This is a genomic window from Leeuwenhoekiella obamensis, from assembly GCF_055391795.1.
The window spans coordinates 3,775,949-3,793,103 of sequence record NZ_AP029251.1; the positions used below are offsets into that span (position 1 = coordinate 3,775,949).

14 protein-coding genes and 1 pseudogene are annotated in these 17,155 nt (G+C 37.9%); 4 read left to right on the forward strand and 11 right to left on the reverse strand.

Going from position 1 to position 17,155, the window contains the following annotated elements; genetic code table 11:
- From ACZ5L8_RS16500 to ACZ5L8_RS16510, 3 genes are all read left to right on the forward strand, one after another.
- On the forward strand, positions 1-942 hold the full coding sequence (locus ACZ5L8_RS16500; protein ID WP_464438802.1) for a PorP/SprF family type IX secretion system membrane protein: 942 nt from the start codon (positions 1-3) through the stop codon (positions 940-942).
- A gap of 30 nt (positions 943-972) precedes the next feature.
- Positions 973-2,889, forward strand: coding sequence for an OmpA family protein (locus ACZ5L8_RS16505; protein ID WP_464438803.1), 1,917 nt, complete (start codon positions 973-975; stop codon positions 2,887-2,889).
- A 609-nt stretch (positions 2,890-3,498) separates the two neighbouring features.
- Positions 3,499-3,930, forward strand: coding sequence for a hypothetical protein (locus tag ACZ5L8_RS16510; protein ID WP_464438805.1), 432 nt, complete (start codon positions 3,499-3,501; stop codon positions 3,928-3,930).
- A 403-nt stretch (positions 3,931-4,333) separates the two neighbouring features.
- On the opposite strand, the gene ACZ5L8_RS16515 is transcribed toward ACZ5L8_RS16510, so the two are convergent.
- From ACZ5L8_RS16515 to ACZ5L8_RS16525, 3 genes and pseudogenes are all read right to left on the reverse strand, one after another.
- The gene (locus ACZ5L8_RS16515) at positions 4,334-4,633 is read right to left on the reverse strand and encodes a TIGR04104 family putative zinc finger protein (protein ID WP_464438806.1); all 300 of its coding nucleotides are present in this window, start codon (positions 4,631-4,633) and stop codon (positions 4,334-4,336) included.
- Positions 4,634-4,808: 175 nt separating this feature from the next.
- Positions 4,809-4,916: pseudogene (locus ACZ5L8_RS16520) on the reverse strand (DUF1287 domain-containing protein); the annotation flags it as partial.
- 67 nt (positions 4,917-4,983) lie between these two features.
- On the reverse strand, positions 4,984-5,379 hold the full coding sequence (locus ACZ5L8_RS16525; RefSeq protein ID WP_464438807.1) for a hypothetical protein: 396 nt from the start codon (positions 5,377-5,379) through the stop codon (positions 4,984-4,986).
- A 266-nt stretch (positions 5,380-5,645) separates the two neighbouring features.
- On the opposite strand from ACZ5L8_RS16525, the gene ACZ5L8_RS16530 reads away from it, so the two are divergent.
- Complete coding sequence (locus ACZ5L8_RS16530; RefSeq protein ID WP_464438809.1) at positions 5,646-7,934, forward strand: glycoside hydrolase family 2 protein; 2,289 nt, start codon at positions 5,646-5,648, stop codon at positions 7,932-7,934.
- Between the two features lie 87 nt (positions 7,935-8,021).
- On the opposite strand, the gene ACZ5L8_RS16535 is transcribed toward ACZ5L8_RS16530, so the two are convergent.
- The 8 genes from ACZ5L8_RS16535 to ACZ5L8_RS16570 form a co-directional block, all read right to left on the reverse strand.
- Complete coding sequence (locus ACZ5L8_RS16535; RefSeq protein WP_464438810.1) at positions 8,022-8,561, reverse strand: sugar O-acetyltransferase; 540 nt, start codon at positions 8,559-8,561, stop codon at positions 8,022-8,024.
- A 14-nt stretch (positions 8,562-8,575) separates the two neighbouring features.
- Positions 8,576-9,358: an enhanced serine sensitivity protein SseB C-terminal domain-containing protein gene (locus tag ACZ5L8_RS16540; RefSeq protein ID WP_464438812.1), complete on the reverse strand. Its 783-nt coding sequence runs from the start codon at positions 9,356-9,358 to the stop codon at positions 8,576-8,578.
- Between the two features lie 8 nt (positions 9,359-9,366).
- Positions 9,367-9,660 carry a hypothetical protein gene (locus tag ACZ5L8_RS16545; protein ID WP_464438814.1) on the reverse strand — a complete coding sequence of 98 codons (294 nt, stop codon included), beginning with the start codon at positions 9,658-9,660 and terminating at the stop codon, positions 9,367-9,369.
- A complete protein-coding gene (locus tag ACZ5L8_RS16550) occupies positions 9,647-10,066 on the reverse strand; it encodes a hypothetical protein (RefSeq protein ID WP_464438815.1) in 420 nt (139 codons plus the stop codon). Before ACZ5L8_RS16550 ends, ACZ5L8_RS16545 begins: the two co-directional genes overlap by 14 nt.
- A 258-nt stretch (positions 10,067-10,324) precedes the next feature.
- Positions 10,325-11,194: a hypothetical protein gene (locus ACZ5L8_RS16555; protein ID WP_464438817.1), complete on the reverse strand. Its 870-nt coding sequence runs from the start codon at positions 11,192-11,194 to the stop codon at positions 10,325-10,327.
- Position 11,195: 1 nt separating this feature from the next.
- Complete coding sequence (locus ACZ5L8_RS16560) at positions 11,196-12,878, reverse strand: hypothetical protein (protein ID WP_464438819.1); 1,683 nt, start codon at positions 12,876-12,878, stop codon at positions 11,196-11,198.
- 1,445 nt (positions 12,879-14,323) lie between these two features.
- Entirely contained in the window at positions 14,324-15,604 is a 1,281-nt protein-coding gene (locus ACZ5L8_RS16565; protein WP_464438821.1) for a hypothetical protein, read from the reverse strand.
- A gap of 902 nt (positions 15,605-16,506) precedes the next feature.
- Positions 16,507-17,100 (reverse strand): 3-keto-disaccharide hydrolase, encoded by a 594-nt coding sequence (locus tag ACZ5L8_RS16570; RefSeq protein WP_464438823.1) that lies wholly within the window; start codon positions 17,098-17,100, stop codon positions 16,507-16,509.
- Positions 17,101-17,155: the final 55 nt, after the last annotated feature.

Below are 17,155 nucleotides of genomic sequence, written 5' to 3' on the forward strand. Positions count from 1 at the left end.
ATGAAAAGATTAGCTTTAGGTCTATTACTGGTATTGTGCTGTATTTTTTCAGAGCGTGGTTTTGCTCAGCAAGATCCGCAGTACACACAGTATATGTACAATCCGTTAGTGATAAACCCAGCGTATGCGGGTAACCGCGGAGTAACTTCTATCTTAGCCCTGCACCGCAGTCAGTGGGTGGGGCTAGACGGAGCTCCCAGAACGCAAAACATTACAGCACATAGTCCCATTGGTTTAGGTAAAGTGGGGCTGGGTTTTAGTATCGTTAATGATGCGCTAGGTCCTGCTCGTGAGACTCATTTTAATACAGACTTTAGCTATACGCTACAAACTAGTCTTGAGGGTAAGCTTAGTTTTGGATTAAAGGGAACACTGCATTTACTAGATGTAGATTTTAGCAGGACAAATCCATTTAATCCTGGAGATCCATTTATTCAAAATATAGATAATAAGCTTTCGCCAAATGTAGGTGTGGGCGTTTTCTATCACGATTCTAATTTCTATGCAGGCTTGTCTGCGCCACAATTGCTTACAACAGCACATTTTGATAGAAGCGGTACACAAACCTCTGAATCATTCGTAGCGTCAGAAAGGATACATTATTACGGTCTTGCTGGTTATGTTTTTGATCTTAATCCAGACCTGAAGTTCAAACCTTCTACCATGGTAAAAATGGTTGCAGGAGCACCGTTGCAAGTAGATGTGAATGTCAACTTTATGTTTTATGAAAAATTCACCCTAGGAGCATCTTACAGATGGAGTGCAGCTCTTAGTGGTTTAGCGGCTTTTCAATTATCAGATTCTATGTTGATAGGGTTTGCTTATGATAGAGAAACTACAGAACTAGGAAACGCGATCTATAATGATGGCACCTATGAAGTTTTCCTAAGGTTTGAATTATTTAAAGAATACAACAGAATGCTTACACCACGATTCTTCTAAAAGAGGATCACACCCCTAAAACTTACCCTGATGAAAAGATTTTTAGCAACTGCTTTACTGGCATTACTGACCCTTAGCTTCACGCAGGCACAAGAGCGTGAGATGCAAAGAGCAAACAAAAAATTTCAGCAATATGCGTTTATAGATTCGCAGCAACTCTATTTGCGTGTAGCAGACGCTGGTTATGAGTCGGCTGATCTATTTGGGAAGTTAGGAGACGCATTTTACTTTAATGCAAAATATGCAAAGGCATCTGAGTGGTATGCTAAGCTAGTAGAGAAATTCCCTAATGAAGTTACGCCTGATCATTACTTCAGATTTGCACAATCTCTGCGCGCAGAAGACAAATATGCGCAGTCTGTTGAGATGATAGACAGATACAATGCCATTGTAAGTGAGGAAGAAAGACTTGTTTATAATGAGACTGCCGTCAAAGAAAATCAAATGCAATTCATCCCTGATAGCTATACCATTAGTAAGCTAGGGATCAATGCAAAAGGTTTTTCAGATTTCTCACCAGCGTTTTATGGTGACGGTCAAATTCTATTCGCTTCAACAAGAGATGAAGGAAGCTTTAGCAAAAAGATTCACGGGTGGAACAAACAACCCTTTCTTGATCTTTATACAGCAGATGTGACTAAAGATTCCATTTTTAATCCGCAGAAGTTAGACGGTAAGATAAATACGCGTTATCATGAGAGCTCTGCGGTTATTTCGCCAGACGGCAACACCATGTATTTTACACGTAACAATTATACAAAAGATGAATACCGAAAAGCAGCTAGCGGAACAAACAAATTAAAACTCTATAAGAGCACAAAAAATGCTAATGGTAAATGGCAGGAAGCGGTAGAATTACCATTTAATAGTGATGAATACACGGTGGCTCATCCCGCTTTAAATGCTGATGGTACGATGCTGTATTTTGCTTCTGATATGCCGGGAAGTTTAGGGCAATCTGATATTTGGTCTGCGGCCATCAATGCAGATGGATCTTATGGCGAACCAGAAAATCTGGGTAATTTGATCAACACGCCGGGTAGAGAGACTTTTCCGTTTATGGCTTCTAATGGTGACCTGTATTTTTCAACTGATGGACGTTCTGGTTTAGGAGGTCTGGATGTTTATGTGCAAGAAGCAGAAACTAATGAGATTCATAATCTAGGTAAACCTATAAACAGCGATAAAGACGATTTTAGTTTTATCGTAGATCAGGATTCAAATACGGGTTATTTTGCTTCAAATCGTGCAAACGATCCTCTGGATGATGACATTTACAGCTTTGTTGTGAATCCTTGTGAGAGCCAACTTATAGTTAAAGTCATAGACAAGGATAGCAGAGAACCTTTGGCGAAAGCCAAAATAGAACTACGCAACACGGCAAACGATCTTTTACAAACTGATGAGACAACCGCACGCGGCGAGTACAATTTTATTGATAAGCCTTGCGGCGAAAACTACTTTGTGAGAGTCATTGCAGAAGGATACAATGTAGAAGAAAAACGCGTGTCATTACCTAGCGATCCTAAGGGAACGACAGTAACCTTTGAGCTGGTTAAAACCGTGACAGAAGTAACACCAGGATACGATATTGCAAAACTGCTGAATCCTATTTTGTTTGATTTTGACAAATCGTACATACGACCAGATGCCGCAGTAGAGTTGGCCAAGGTGATAGAAGTGATGAAAGAATATCCACAGCTTAGAATAGATGTAAGATCGCACACAGATAGTCGCGGGAATGATGCCTACAATATGGCACTTTCGCAGCGTCGTAATGATGCCACCATAAAGTACATTGTTGAAAAAGGCGGTATAGATCCTGACCGACTTACAGGTAGAGGGTATGGAGAATCGCAACTGCTTAACGATTGTGGTAATGGCGCACAGTGCACAGAAGCCGAGCATCAACTCAATAGAAGAAGCGAGTTTATTGTAATGGAATAATTGATAGAAGTTTAATTTTAATTACATTAAGGTATGAAGAACCTATTTGAAAATCCTAAGCTTCTAGAATATCTTGAGCTGCTTCTAGCGCTTATTATCTTAAGTCTTTCGGTCTATGGTATTGGTTTTATTGTGATTACATAAAAACCGCCAGAATAAGCTTCATTATAGTTTTAAATAAGATAAAGTTCCCCAAATATTGTTTTTTTAGATTGTCCGTATCTCTTACACAAAGAGTTACGGACATTTTAATTTTAGGCTAAGTGTATTGTTTATTCTAATACATAAATAACAAAATTTATGACAAGAATTTGACTCATCAAAAATCGCAGATCAAGAGACTTAAAGTCAAATCTTGATGTGTGTCATTTTTTGAGTAGAAAGCCACTATTTTATTTTCTTATACTGTAGAGTTTGTAATATTAGATTGCTTTATAATGAAGCGCAACTAAATCCTTTATTTATTAATTTAATACTAAAAACTATCAATAAATACAAGTACTTTAAAAATAACACCTATTTGCTAAGGTATTTTTAACATTTTGATTTTCAAGGAGCGCCATATGTTTGCATCAGAAATAAAAATTAAAGCCCCAAATAATTTTGATTATGAAAAATGTAAATGCTTACGTAAAAAGATTTTTAATTGTTGCTTGTTTAAGTGTAACTGCTGTAGGATTCTCTCAAAGTAAAGAGTGGAATACACCAGATAGAAATGACAACGGTATTATTGAAGCTCATATCGTAGACCTTGCAGAGAAGTCTCAAGCTGATCTACTTTATGAATTGCCAGAGCACTACGAAGTTTTAGAAAGTGCAGCGTATTACATCATTTTTCCTGAAGCAGTAAAGAATGAAGGTTCTCTTAAAAAGGGAATCCTGTTTAAAGACTACGAACCTTTAAAGGTTGTAGAGGTTAGCCTTGATAATAACGTAGAGGTTGTAAATAACAAGGCGATAATTTTTGATACAGAAGGTGCTTTTGAAGATTTTACTTCATCAGGTCAAAAGTATCAAGTATCAGAGCTTGTATCCCAATAATAATTGTTTTTTATAGATTGTTGATTTAAAGTGTAAATTGGTCAAAAGGCAGGGTAACCTGCCTTTTTTAATTCCAATATGTTAAAGGTTCATGACCTTTTTTAGTTAAAACAGGTGTTTTCACTCGTTTTTACAAGTACGAGAGTTTATAAATTCGTCTTGACCAATTAAGTAAAAGCTTAAGAAGTTTATAATGTGATTTTGATAGTTTCATGAAGTCCTGACAAGGGAAGGATATTAGGGGAATCTAACCCTCGTTGTTTACATGATAAGGTTTACAAATTAACATGGGCTTCAAGAAAACCCCGCATTTTGCGGGGTTTTCTTTTTTTTATGCATTAGGTTTTTTGGCTTAAAGCCAAAAGTCATTCTAAATAACTACAAGAAGCAGAGAAAGTATACGTTAGTTTTCGCGTGAGAACTTAAAAAAGTTAATACAGACTAGTGATAAAGCAATTAAAAGCACTACTGTGCCTGCACCTGCAATAAGAAGGCTACGGTTGCTTAATTCCACGGTATTTATCAAAACTAGTGCTAGAATAACTGTAATAGCCGTTATAGCGCCACCCATTAATCTATGTTTTGCTGTAAACGTAAACTCCGAACCACAATTTTCACACTTAAAGGGTCGATAGCCTACAAGGAAAGCTTTTAATACATTCTTAGAAGAGAGTTTAGTTTTGCACTTTTTACATTCTTGCATCGTTGAATATTTTATACGGTTATGTGTAAGATTTACTAGAGTGTTAAAGTAACCATGTTATAAAAATAATGATATTTCTCTTATTTCAAAATCTCTTTTAGACCAATTTGTCCCAACATGAGCCATACTAAATATGCTCTGCAATCGTTGAGAAAATATAAACTCTCATGATGCCTTACTCGATCATAAAACTGTAATGACCTATGATCTTATAGCTAAACAAACAATCTTCTAAAACCTGTCCGCCGCCTATATTGTGCACTATCATGTTGCGTTTGCCATCTTATGGTCTATTTCTTCTATCCGTGTAGTTTTCGCGGAAGCGTGATAAAAAGGCTTATGACTACAATTTATCCCTTCTCAACCCGTGCCGGGTTTGTTCTAAAGACATAAACAAAGAGCAATGCAAAGATCCCGTACACCACAGTTACTGCGATTGTGATCTCTTTGTGCGTTTCTAAAGCGGGTATCGCTTTTGCGAAAGCCACTGCCCCTATACCAAAATGCATCAGATTAGCAAAGGCTATCGGTCTGTTGTATATACCGCCTATTAAAGTGCCTTTTGCCATCCAGTTTAAAACAGCAAATCCCATATACATCGCACCTATGAGTTTTAAGAACAACAGCGTGATGCTATTGTTTTCAATGTTTAAGTACGTTAATATTTCATCGGGTAAGAATGAGATCAAGATGCCTAGTATTGCTGTGAATATCGCGCTTGATGTCATTAGTACTTTTGTGTTCATGGTTTTTGGTTTAGGGTTTTGGTTAATAAAGTGTGTGAAAGTAATATTTTTAAACATTTTGCTGAGGTGGTCTTAAGCTTGATGAGGCCTAACTTGATCAGCGTTTGCATGCTATGATGCTATTTTATCTGTACGCATTACTGCGAAAAAGTTACAGTCTCAAGCCTGTATTACTTAAAGGATTTAGTTATTTTTAGCGCTTATTTTTAACCAATCTGTGGATGTGTAGTCTCATATTCACACTATTATCAACCTAAATACAACCAATGACAAGAATTAAATTACTCACGATTTGTCTACTCGGTTTGTTGTCTGCTGGTATGTCTGCGCAAGAATGGAGCGCAAAAAAGGCACCACTAATGACCAAGTTTGCAAACGATGTAGATCCAGACAATGTTTTACCAGAATATCCACGACCACAGATGGTGCGTGACGAGTGGATGAACCTTAACGGTCTATGGCAATACCAGCCTGGCACATGGGAGAATGAGCGTTTGCCTAAGGGCGAACTATCAGGAACCATCCTTGTTCCTTTTGCGGTAGAGTCGGCTTTATCTGGGGTTATGGAAAGTCACGAGCGCATCTGGTATCGTCGCAACTTCACTGTTCCTGCAGATTGGAAGGGGCAGCGCTTATTGCTTCACTTTGGTGCGGTAGATTATATGAGCGAAGTGTACATTAACAGTAAACTGGTAGGGAAACACCAGGGTGGTTATGATCCTTTCTCTTTTGATATAACAGAGTATCTTAAGGATGGTGAGCAAACCATTTCAGTGCGTGTGTATGATCCTACTGATAAAGAAGGCTACCCTAGAGGGAAGCAGACTTTAGACCCACAGGGTATTATGTACACATCCGTTACAGGTATATGGCAAACCGTTTGGCTAGAGCCAGTACCAGAACAACGTATTGTAGATTTTAAGATGACTCCAGATATAGATGAGTCTGTGCTTAACCTTCAAGTAAATGCTGCGGGTGGTAAATACTTAACCTATACTGCAGAGGTTAAAGACGGTAATCGTGTAGTGGCAACGGTAGAGAGTTCTCCTATGGCGCCTACAGCGATCAAGATCAAGAATCAGAAGCTTTGGTCTCCTAGTAATCCGTTTCTTTATGATATGACCATTACTTTAAAGAATGGCGATAAGGTTATTGATGTGGTAGATACCTACTTTGGTATGCGTAAGTCTTCATTAGAGTTTGATGGTAAGTTCCATAGACTGTACTTAAATAACGAATTTGTTTTCCAAATGGGGCCGCTTGATCAAGGATACTGGCCTGATGGATTATACACTGCGCCAACAGATGAGGCGTTGCGTTATGATATAGAGATGACAAAGAAGCTAGGTTTTAACATGACCAGAAAGCACATCAAGGTAGAACCAGCTCGCTGGTACTACTGGGCAGATAAACTAGGTCTTATGGTATGGCAAGATATGCCATCGCCTAACTCGTATACCTGGAAGACTCCAGCGCCAGACAAAGAGGCGTTCACTAATGAGTTGATAAGCATGGTAGAGACGCATTATAATGTGCCAAGTATCATCATGTGGGTGATCTTTAATGAAGGGCAAGCACAGCACGATACTAAGAAGTATGTTTCTATAGTAAAAGGGCTTGATAAGTCTAGACTGGTTAACGAGGCTAGTGGTTGGTCTAATAAAGGTGCTGGCGGTGATGTGTATGACCTGCACTCATATCCTCCACCTGTAGCTCCAGAGAGCGTTTATATGGCTACTGCTTGTGGTGAGTATGGCGGGATAGGCTACCAGAAGGATGACCATTTGTGGAATCCAGATGACCTTATGAAATATGTAATGATCGATACTGATGAGGAATACCTTAACATGTACAACGATTTTACTACAATGCTTACCAAGTTCAAAACAAATAACGGACTAAGCGCAGCGGTATATACTGAGATCACAGATGTAGAGATCGAGCTTAACGGTATCATGACCTACGACCGTGTGATGAAGGTAGACCCTAAAGATATCTACAAGTCTAACCAGATGGTGATCAACGAGGAGATGTATGAGTACATCTACGAAGTATTACCTACTGCCGAAGCTTCTAAAAGAACATGGAAGTACACCTTAGATACTCCTGCGGCAGACTGGATGAAGAAGGACTTTAACGACGCTTCCTGGAAAGAAGGTACAGCAGGTTTTGGTTCTGCAGACACACCAGGTGCTCATGTAGGTACTACCTGGAACTCAAACAACATCTGGGTGCGCCAGGAGTTTGAGCTAGGCGATCTGTCTTCTATTGATATGGATAAACTTTTCCTAAGAATACACCATGACGAGGATGCTGAGGTTTATATTAACGGAGTGCTAGCGGCTTCTGTGCCTAGATGGTCTTCAGACTATGTGAACGTGGCTATCTCAGACGCGGCAAAAGACGCGCTTGTACACAACGGTAAGAACACCATCGCTATCTCTTGTAAACAACAAGAAGGTGGGCAATATATTGATGCTGGTTTATCTATCATCAGTCAGGATAAGCCTGTATCAGCAAGCAAACTTAAAAAGGCAGGTATAAAACAGCAGTAATGCTATAATAGCGTTTAAGTTGTTTTGGCTTTCGCCAAAAGAAAAGGGAAATGATCGCACATGCATCGTTTCCCTTTTTTATTGCATTTATTCTTCAACTACTATATCCCGAAGCTTCTTTGCGGGATTACCTGCATAGATCGTATTAGCAGGAACATCTTTTGTCACTACAGATCCAGAAGCAATGATAGCATTGTCACCTATGGTTACTCCACCTATAATGGCACAATGTCCACCAATCCATACATTGTTGCCAATGGTTATGGGTTTTGCAAAACCAGATTTGTGTCTATCTATTGGGTTGATGTTATGTCCTGCAGTGTATATGCCTACGTTAGGTGCTATCAGGCAATTGTCTCCTATGCGAACTTCTACCATATCCAGGATGGTGCAATTAAAGCCTGCGTAAAAATGCTCTCCCACATGAATATTATACCCCAGATCACAATGAAAGTTATGTTCTATAGAGATACCATTACCCACGCTGCCCAATAGCTCAGTCAGCAGTGCAGTTTTAAGCGCTTCATCTTCATATGCTGCATTGTTAAATTGCTGCACCAATTTTCCCGCTCTTATAAAATCCTTTTTTAGGCTTGGGTCGTTTCTTAGATATGTTACTGTTTTCAATGAGTAGTGTGTCTTTATCTCCTTTTGTAAAAGGCTTGAGTATTATTGATGAAATAGTCAGAAATACCATTACTCTTATCTATTTTCATGAAATCTATAATTTTATTCTTGCCCATCACTTGTTCTGCTAATGGTCCTGCTTTAGCCGTTATGGGAGACATATCTCCTTCTACATCAAGTGCAATTATTAAGTGTGGGGGTTGGTTAGAATTATCCGTTTTTATAGTGGCCAAATAGGCAAACTTAACCGCTTGTTCTTTTAGAAAGAGATTAGATAGCGCTTGTGCTAATTCCGTAGGATATTTTGAGGGTTGTCCTAATAAAACCTGAGTGTCTTGTGGTATAGTAACGGCATTAGAGTGCTCAAATATCGAACCATTCAAAAGGCTTTCGATCTCTTGTGGAACTAGTTGTTTTCCATATTCTGAATATGGATTTAGTATAAAGGACGCTCCTTTGGTAAACCCAAAGAGATCTTGGCCTTTTAAAGCCATAATGGGTACTTCCTCTTTTATAACTCCCTTGTCAAAGATTCTATTGGTAGAGGTAAATACAGGTATTTCCCCATTAGCAAACGTCACAAACTCAACATCAGTGCCTGGATCTAAGATCTCGGCACCTTTTTTTGACGCAAGACTTCCGCTTGTTAATACTATCAATTCATTCCACAGTAATTTTGTATAGAATTCATCTCTTGCTGAAACATCTGATGAGGCTTTCATCAAACTCTTTTCTAATTCGTTTTCAGGAAATGTTGAAGTAGTGGTTTTCTTCTTAAAGAGGTCAAATATGCCCATAATCAAATTTATTTCTTTAAACTTAATTCAAATTCCCCACGATCACCGGGTAAGGAGGAAATATAATTACCCATTATTTTAGTGTCGTCTATAACTTTCATACCCGTATATTCTATTTGTTGCCCTGTGTCAAAAACCAAGTAAGCCTGAAGATAATGTGCCAAAAGTGCTTTATGATCCTCTGCAACTATTACAAGCAGTACTAAAACCCCAACTGTAATAACAACCCTCTTGAATATGCTAAGCACTTTTGCGGCCGTTATACCGTCATAAATAGTGCGGACTACATTACTTTTTCTCAAAAGTATAATCACCCGCCTTAAGCGATAGTTTGCCGTTTGCATTGTGTAGCATTAACCCTAACACAGGCATATTATTTACATAGATATACACGTCTGTAGCTACACTAAACCCAAAATTCTCATTACCTACACTCTTTTCTTTCTTCCACGTCCATTTAGCGTTTAGATCAGCTTTAGCAGCATCAACATACGAGATCACCGCAGTAGAATCTTTATTAAGCATAACCGACTTAATGATCTGCTCCTCTGGTTTACGCTCCATTTGCGTTAAAGAAGCCGCAGTGATCTGCCAGGAACCAAACACTTCTTCTTGATGCTTCTCAGGATCATTAGCATCTGCATTACCAGAAAATGTGCATGAGATTAACGCTGTTGCGAAAAGTACTAATAGATATTTTTTAAACATGGTGTGGTTGTTTTTGAGTTATTAGGTTTATTGGGTTGCTGCTAGATTAGATATTTGTTTTAATATGGTTCAAAGATTTTTCTATTGTGATGGGGTTTAATCATTACTTAACACTCCAAATTTCACTAGAAGCATTAAAACAAATTAAATCATCTTTAATAACACCGGATTTAATCAAGTTTTATTGCTTAATATTTCAATATTTTGCTAGATAAAATATTTATGATATTGAGGGATATCATTTTCGTAAGAATAAAACTAAATTAATGAACGACCGTAATTTCTCAAGTCTTTATATACATCAAATGGAGTTGCAGCACTCATGGGAGGAGGATTACTAGTTGAATTGAACATAGAGAAATATTCTAAAAACTTTTTTTTATCCTTACGGTAATCCCATAACCAAATTCCGGACGATGGTTGTGCAGTCCGTTTTAATACTTCATTGAATATATACTGATTAACTTCAAGAATTAAGTTGTTACATATAACATTTATTTGATACAATTTAGCACCATTTAATTCAAGAGGTTTTTCTAGACAATCTTCAATTAGATGCTCACGTAATTTTATCAGATTTTCTATTCCTAGCTTACCGTACCGATGTACTAATATATGTCTTAATTGACATATATCTTGAAATTTATCAGTGGCATCCTTAATATTAGGTTGGTTGAAAATATTCTTTATATCTAAAAAATCTTTTAAAGAAGAATTAATATTTGCATTACTAGCAAATGAAACCCCTTCAAGTAGAGCTTCCGGCATCAACTCTTTAGTATGTAATAGTGCAGCCCCGTATTTTAGATGGTGCTTTTCACAATGTTTAGAAGAGTGATCGTCTAAAATAATTAATTTTCTTATTAATTCTCTAAAATATGACTCTACGGCAGATACGTATCCTAAAAGAATTAAATTATGTAATGTCTGATTAGGGAAACTTGACATCGGGGGAGTTGCGGCAATAGTGATGTCGTAATAATTAAATAACTTATTTAAATCATCTGTTTTTTCAAAATAGTTATCTATTGGTGATTTATCTGGTTCTAAATAATTCTGATCAAAATATGAATCAATTGAGTAAGCTATAGCTGTAGCTTTATTATTTATTGAAGTGTCGAAATTCATTTTATCCTAATAGTTCGTCAACTAAGCCTTGAATCATGTTATATATATTTGAAGATTTAACTTGACCAATTCCTTTGGCCTTTCGTAAATCTGCTGCTGGATTTTGAGACTGTAGTACATCTCCAACAGTTTTAAATTCTGTTTCGTTAAGGATTTTTTGTTTTTGCCATTCAGTCAATGGTAATTGATTAATGGATATTGTTATAAAATAGTCAAATGAAGATTTACCAACTAAAGGTCTTCCACAACTATGACAAAAGTTTTGATCTTCGGTAAGCCTTGCTGTACCACAATTCAAACAAGCGGGTAGGTCCAATTTTATATTGTTTAGTTGAGCGCTGTCTAATAGAGTGCTAAACTTTCTTCTAAGTGGTCTTTTGTTTGGCTTTAATTTTAAAACTTTATGAATGTCTTTTGCGCTAAATCCTCTAGTTGGGCTAAAGGCTCTATTTTTTATTAGAAAAAGATAGTGTGGTGAGTATCTGTTATATGAAACCGTTCCTTCACTCGAACTTCCTTTGTCATACAATAAACCAGCTTCAATTAGTAGTTTAATCATTCTTTTATATTTGAAAGTGTCTTTTTCTTTCTCAATTCCGAATAATATTTCCTTTAACTTACTGTCTTTTTTATTTGCTTTAGTTAGCTCTTCAATTACATTGTCAAAAAGTTTTAATCCAGTCTCAATAATAGATTTGTATTGAGGTAATTTTATTGTTAAGGATAAATACTCCTGTCTTATTAGATTTGAATGTGTATCGAGTACATTATTGAACTTAACCTGTGTTCTATCGCTGTTTTGATTTAAGTAACTTCTAAGCAAAGTCATGAAGGCTCTTGGAATACCGAAGGAAGCAAACTTGAAAATTTCTATAATATCGGGGTCAATTTGAGACTTCAGATTTAAACGAGTTGAAAGGAACTCATCCATGAAATGTGAGAAATTGTCATCTTCTACATCGAGCCACATTTTTACTTCCTCCGCGTCTTGTCCTAAATGAAATCTTGGACCATATTCAGTAGTTCCAGGGTATACTGATGCTTTAGGCGAGATTTTAAATGTTTTTAAGCTCCTAAAAATATCGAAGAATTCAACCATATAGTCAGGAGTGAGAGTTAAAGCAGCATCATCTAATAATAAGATAATCCTTTTCCTCTTAAGTTTTATAGCTAGATTTTCAAGTAAATCAATAATTTTTTTTATCCCTATGTTTAATATTAATTCATTATCATTAGGAATTGCTGTGAATCTTTCTGCTTGTTGAATGAAACTTTGAAGATTCTCCTTCTCAAAAATGCTTTCTTCTGTTAGTAATACGCCTTCTTGATCTAAATCTGATAATAAAGAATAAGTTGAGTCTGCAATTTTTGCTAATACCCATGAATGAAATATCTGAATAGCATTACTTGAGTTGAACAGAAGAGGTTCTAGGTTATAATATTTACCGAAGTTTACATAGACTGCTAAAGGTTTTGATTTATCAATTATACATTGATTATAAGCAAATCTAAATTGGTGAGTTTTTCCTGTTCCTCTAGGTCCTACAATGAGTTTAGCTCCTCTTTCTAAAATCTTTGATTGAACAGATTTAAAGTATTCGTTTGTAACAGTTAGTTGAACTAATTTATGATTTTCTAAAAAATCAGCTCTTTCTTCAAATTCTATTGTGTAATTTTTTTTCAATCTATTTTTTTGATAAATTTAAAACTTTTGGAAGAGAGTATGGCCTTCATTTTTAGTGATAAAACTATAGAGAATTGCTAATTATATTTTTATACACATCATACTTATAAGAAAATAGAAAGCTAATCTTTGAAACTTATGTAAGAATGTTAGCATAATATTATAGGAGTCTATTTGTTTTGGAATAGTGTTCTCAACTAAAATACAACAAAACCGTTATACCTCATACAGATATCCGTAGTTTTTGTTAAAATTTATTGTTGATACTCATATACATACACCCATCAGCCGGTAGTGGGTGAGGGATGTAACCCATCAAGTTTTCTATCCAATATCATCGCATTTGCACCGCAGATGCCATGGGTTTTCTTCGGTTATTTTACGAGAGTGCTCCGAGTTTTCTCCGAGTTTTCTTCGATAAACCCAAGTAAATACGGGCAATCCTCGAAGCATTCTCGAAGGAATGTCGAAGTGAACCCGACGCAATACTGTTTAAAACACTATAAAACAGTTAGTTAAGTGCTTTTATTCTTATTACTGTTGAAATAGCTATTTGTATTACTATTCTTATTCTTATTGTTGGGGGTGGAGACTTACTCGTGCGTAGCACCCCTCAAGTCCCCTCCAGGGGACAATCCCTAGATTAATGAGAGTGCTTAAGGTTTTTGATATAAACACTAATTAAAGAAACCGGCCTACTTTTTACTTCCGTAGTAATTGTTTGTGGACTTTGCCGCGTTGGGCAGAGGAGCGATAGACTAGCGCAGCGGTTTCTATCGTGAATGATAAAAAGTCCGCATTACAATTCAAGGCAGTAAAAATCAGCCTAGCGTTTTTGGTTTCTTTTTTGGGCGATGCAAAAAAGAAAAGACATGAATAGGAGTTTTACTTACTCATACGCAGAACACACCTATTCTTATTGCTATTTGTATTCTTATTCTTATTGTTGGGGGTGGAGACTTACTCGTGCGTAACACCCCTAATGAGCTACGCTCACAGTTTTGAATAGCTGCACGGAACACCCCTAAGGTCCCCTCCAGGGGACAATCCCCTAATTAATCATTTCTACTAAGAACAAAATTTTGAGTATTCCCCCCTTGAGGGGGCAACGGGGGGTGTTCTTCTCACTCGTGCGCAAACATCCCTAAAGTCCCCTCTAGGGGACAATCAGTAAATTAAAGAGAGTACATAAGATGATTAAAGTATACTCTAATCAAGAGATTGAGTTTAGAATATGATAAGAAGTATTCCCCCCTTGAGGGGGGCAACGGGGGGTGTTTTCTCACCGATGCGCAACACCCCTAAAGTTCCTGAAAGGGAACAATCCCATAAATAATAATAACAATAAGAATAGAAATAATAATGGTAATAGCGCAAGCATCCCCACTTCCAGTTTCAATCACTCAGCTTCCAACAACAGAACTTTTGGCGAAAGCCAAAAAACGCTAGTCCAAAATCTCCTTATTCTCCACCACAGTAACCACACTTGGAAATGCAAAGTTAGCATCGCCTTTGCGGTTGATGTTTTGGTAGAGGTTTGCGATAGAACGTTTAAAAACCTTCTTCCCTATTACCTTGCCTTGGTATTTAATGGTGACAGGTTGATCTAGATCGACCATGTTGTCGTTAAGAAATAACTGGATAGTATCGTTTGTCTTCTCTAGTATATTGATCTCGTTGAGGTTTGTGTCATACTCGGCTACAAGGGTTGCTCCATCTTTGATATTGCCCTCTGGCATCCCTAACCAGTAAAAAGCGCTGTGCTTCCTGTTGTCTTGTTTCCACACCACTTTTTGTGGGATAGGGTTGCGGGTATATTGCTGCATCCAGGGTAGAGCAACGGCATCTTTAAGTTTCATCCAGTGGCCCATACCTTCTGGGGTATCCACATTATGGATGTACCCCTCAGGATCGGCGCTTTGTAAAGAATCTAACTTAGCACCCCACTGCTGAGCGATAAGGTTTCTATCATACGCATCGTCTAGCGCACCCACACGAATCACAAAAGGCGTGTTGCGCAGGCTTAGCGGCGAGGCGTCATTAGGGTGACCGGCCATCATAGAAGCCGCCGCCCAGCGATCTGCCATTCTAGGAGCGAGTTGATACACACCATCACCACCAGCAGAATATCCCATAACATATACCTTATTAGGGTTTACATTAAGTTTGATAACCGCCATTTGTATGATGATATTCATAAAGTCATCAATATGGTCTTGATGCCATAGATCCCAGGTATTGGTTGGCGCTCGTGGCGAAAGGTACACACCCTCAAGACCTTCCATAGTAGCATCATATAAGTGCTTCTGGTTCTCATACTGCTGATCATTCATCGCCGCGGTTGTGCCACCACCGCCATGCATGGAGATAAACAGACTGCGTCCATCTGCAGGTTCCTCGCCAAAGATATTGTAGTAAAAAGGCATGGTATGGTTATCAACTTTCAGCTGGCGATCGTCCCACTGCTTTTCATACTGAGTACGCATTCTAGATTGTTTGTCAGCAAGTAGGAGTGCAGCCGCCTGTTCCGCCTGACTTCTGGTAAGTGGTGCTTTGGCAAAATATAAGTCAGTTAGCGGAGTGCGATCCTTAGGTGCTGCATCTAGCCAGTGATTTAAATACTTAAATATCTCTGCGTCAGTATTTTTATTAACATTGATGCATCCATGCAAAGCAAGAGCTACACAAAGCAAAAGTAGCGCTGTAATACCTTTAGTGATCTTCATTCTAGAATTGTTATATAAGGGAATTTATAGGATAGTAAAGTTTAAAGAACAAACCTAAGGCAGTTGCAGGAAAAATCAAGGGATAGGAGGGAGTTTTATTGCTATGGCTATTCTTATACCTATTTGTATTCTTATTGCTATTACTATTTTTATTATTCAGGGTGGAGATTTACTCGTGCGCAACACTCCTTTTGTACTAATTGAATTGTTAATGAGAACTCTAATTAAAGAAACCGGCCTACTTTTAAATTTTGTAGCAATTGCGGAAAAGCTTTGCAGGGCTGGTTGTGGAGCATGGAACTAGTGAAACGGTTTTCCATGCGCATGATAAAAAGCTTTTTCAGCAATTCAAGAAATTTAAAATAAGCCTAGACTTTTTTGTTTAGCTCACGCGTGTATATGGCATAAGTGTTCGTGAATCTCCTAAAGTCGATTTCTTTTTTGGGCGATGCAAAAAAGAATAGACATAAAGAGAAGTTCTGCTTATTCATGCGCAGAACACACCTATTCTTATTGCTATTTGTATTAATATTCTAATTCTTATTGTTAGGGGAGGAGGCTTACTCGCACGCTAACACCCCTCAAGTCCCCTCTAGGGGACAATCCATAGATTAATAAGAGTGCTTTAGATTTTTGAATTAAGCTCTAATCATGAGATTGAGTTTAGAATATGATTAGAAGTATTCCCCCCTTGAGGGGGGCTACGGGGGGTGTTTTCTCACTGATGCGTTAACACCCCTAATGAGCTACGCTCGCAGTTTTGAATAGCTGCACGCAAACACCCCCTCAAGTCCCATTTCGACAGGCTCAATGCACCGCCTCAAGGGGACAAGCGTATAAATAATAATAACAATAAGAATAGAAATACTAATAATTCCCCTTTTGGCGTAAGCCAAAAAACCCTAATCCAAAACCTCTAGCTCAATATCCTTCCACTTCACTTTTATACTGCCGCCGTCGTGGATCTGTAGGGCGATGCCGCCTTCGCCTTTGCCTATTTTGGCATCTGTAAGAGTAACCATCTCATGACCGTTAAGCCAAGATGTAACTGTGTCGCCATCTACTTTGATCTTCATGGTATTCCACGCACCCATGTTGAGGTATTTATCTTTCTCAGGATCGGGTTTTATAAGCCAGCCGCGTCCGTAGGATTCATAAATACCGCCGGTGTCATGACCCGGGGGAGCTACTTCTACCTGCCAGCCGCTTACTTTAGTGCCATCTACAGTAGAGCGTATGAACACGCCGCTGTTACCATCTGCTTCCTGTTTGAATTTAAGGGTGAGAATAAAGTTCTTATAATGCGCATCAGTGCCCAGGTAGCCATAAGCCGCATCTTCACCACTCTCACAGATAAGCAAGCCATCTTCTACATACCATTTTTCAGTACCGTAGATCGTCCACCCATCTAGGTTCTTGCCGTTAAAGAGTTGTTGTTTTTGGCTGTAGCCAAAAAGTGTACACAGTAATACCAGTGGGATAAGAAGCTTCTTCATGAGATGATGTATAAATGGTTGATTATCATCATGAATTTAGTCTTTTTATGCCGTA

What these genes read in the sequence shown, in the direction of transcription:
- ACZ5L8_RS16500 (WP_464438802.1), top strand. Translation starts at nt 1, where the DNA reads ATGAAAAGATTAGCTTTAGGTCTATTACTGGTATTGTGCTGTATTTTT.
- ACZ5L8_RS16505 (WP_464438803.1), top strand. Translation starts at nt 973, where the DNA reads ATGAAAAGATTTTTAGCAACTGCTTTACTGGCATTACTGACCCTTAGC.
- ACZ5L8_RS16510 (WP_464438805.1), top strand. Translation starts at nt 3,499, where the DNA reads ATGAAAAATGTAAATGCTTACGTAAAAAGATTTTTAATTGTTGCTTGT.
- ACZ5L8_RS16515 (WP_464438806.1), bottom strand. Translation starts at nt 4,633, where the DNA reads ATGCAAGAATGTAAAAAGTGCAAAACTAAACTCTCTTCTAAGAATGTA.
- ACZ5L8_RS16525 (WP_464438807.1), bottom strand. Translation starts at nt 5,379, where the DNA reads ATGAACACAAAAGTACTAATGACATCAAGCGCGATATTCACAGCAATA.
- ACZ5L8_RS16530 (WP_464438809.1), top strand. Translation starts at nt 5,646, where the DNA reads ATGACAAGAATTAAATTACTCACGATTTGTCTACTCGGTTTGTTGTCT.
- ACZ5L8_RS16540 (WP_464438812.1), bottom strand. Translation starts at nt 9,358, where the DNA reads ATGGGCATATTTGACCTCTTTAAGAAGAAAACCACTACTTCAACATTT.
- ACZ5L8_RS16550 (WP_464438815.1), bottom strand. Translation starts at nt 10,066, where the DNA reads ATGTTTAAAAAATATCTATTAGTACTTTTCGCAACAGCGTTAATCTCA.
- ACZ5L8_RS16555 (WP_464438817.1), bottom strand. Translation starts at nt 11,194, where the DNA reads ATGAATTTCGACACTTCAATAAATAATAAAGCTACAGCTATAGCTTAC.
- ACZ5L8_RS16565 (WP_464438821.1), bottom strand. Translation starts at nt 15,604, where the DNA reads ATGAAGATCACTAAAGGTATTACAGCGCTACTTTTGCTTTGTGTAGCT.
- ACZ5L8_RS16570 (WP_464438823.1), bottom strand. Translation starts at nt 17,100, where the DNA reads ATGAAGAAGCTTCTTATCCCACTGGTATTACTGTGTACACTTTTTGGC.